The sequence below is a fragment of the Trinickia mobilis genome (assembly GCF_017315705.1).
Taxonomy (GTDB): Bacteria; Pseudomonadota; Gammaproteobacteria; order Burkholderiales; family Burkholderiaceae; genus Trinickia_A; species Trinickia_A mobilis.
This window is the reverse complement of record NZ_JAFLRF010000110.1, coordinates 1-1,624: the sequence shown is the minus strand read 5'-3', so window position 1 is coordinate 1,624 and position 1,624 is coordinate 1. Positions and strand designations below refer to the sequence as shown.

At 68.6% G+C, this 1,624-nt stretch carries 2 protein-coding genes; both read left to right on the top strand.

What is annotated here, in order from left to right:
* Positions 1-367 (top strand): TolC family protein (locus J3489_RS37145; RefSeq protein WP_508617108.1); only part of this gene is annotated, 367 nt, incomplete at its 5' end.
* A 34-nt stretch (positions 368-401) separates the two neighbouring features.
* A partial coding sequence (locus J3489_RS37140) for an HlyD family secretion protein (protein WP_207005761.1) occupies positions 402-1,624 on the top strand: 1,223 nt, incomplete at its 3' end.

Here is a 1,624-nt window from a genome sequence, read left to right as displayed (position 1 = left end):
CGCCGTCGCGACCTACAACCAGACGCTGATCACCGCCTTGAGCAACGTCGCGACGCAACTCGCGCAGATCCGTTCGAGCGACGTGCAGCTTGGCGATGCGCAAGCGGCGCAACAAGCGGCGCGCCAGGCCGACGATCTGGCGATCACGCAGTACAAGGGCGGCCTGACGAATCAGCTGACCGTGCTCGACGCCGACATGAACGCGCTGCAGGCCGACCAGGCCGTCGCGAACTTGGTGATGGACCGGCGCGACCAGCAGATCGCGCTCGCGTCGGCGCTCGGCGGCGGCTATGTCGACACGTCGTCCGATGCAACACGCCGCGCGGATTCCGCTGCGCCTTCCCACCCCGTCGTCGCCGCGCGTTGAACCGGCACGTTCGCAAACTCCCTAGAGAATTGACATGAGCGATACCACCACGACCGACCGCACGAGCGCGGACTCGGCCCAATCGAACCGCCACGATGCCCCCGCCGGCACCCCGCCGAACGCGCCGCCGCCCGGCGGCTCGTCCAGGCGCAAGCTGTGGCTTGCGTTGCTGGCCATCGGCGTCGTGCTCGCGGGTGCGGCGTATGGCGTGTACTACATCACGTATGGGCAATATCACGAGTCGACCGACGACGCCTACGTCAACGGCAACCTCGTGCAGCTCACGCCGCAAGTGACCGGCACGGTGAACGCGGTCAACGCGGACGATACGCAGATCGTGAAAGAGGGCGACCCGGTCGTGACGCTGGACCCGGCCGATTCGAGGATCGCGCTCCTGAACGCCGAGGCGGCGCTCGGGCAGGCCGTGCGCCACGTGAGCACGCTCTACGTGAACAACGACTACTACGCGGCGAACGTCGCGCAGCGCGAGTCGGACCTGGCTCGCGCGCAGGACGATTTGCGGCGCCGTCTCGCGGTGCAGAACACCGGGGCGGTGTCGGCGGAAGACGTCTCGCACGCGCGCGACGCCGTGGCCGCCGCGCAGGCATCGCTTGACGCGGCTCGCCAGCAGGCGCAATCGAACCACGCGCTGACCGACCGCACGTCGATCGAGCAGCACCCGGACGTGCGAGCCGCGGCTGCGAAGGTTCGCGACGCCTACCTGGACTACGCGCGCAATACGCTGCCGGCGCCGGTGACGGGCTACGTCGCGCAGCGCTCGGTGCAAGTGGGCGAGCGCGTCGGGCCGGGCACGCCGCTGATGTCGATCGTGCCGCTCGACGGCGTGTGGGTCGATGCGAACTTCAAGGAAGTGCAACTGCGCCGGATGCGCATCGGCCAGCCGGTCACGATGACGGCGGACGTCTACGGCTCGAGCGTCGAGTACCACGGGCGGGTGATCGGCTTCTCGGCGGGCACGGGCAGCGCGTTCGCGACATTGCCGCCGCAGAACGCGACCGGCAACTGGATCAAGATCGTGCAGCGGCTGCCGGTGCGGATCGCGCTCGACCCGAAGGAGCTGGAAGCGCATCCGCTGCGCATCGGGCTGTCGATGGTGGTCGACGCCGACACGCGCAACGATACCGGCACGCAGCTCGCAGCGGCTGTGAACACGACCTATCGCACCGACGTGTTCGCGCGGTACGGCGACGAGGCCGATGCGGAGATCGCGAAGATCATCGATCAGAACGAGACGGC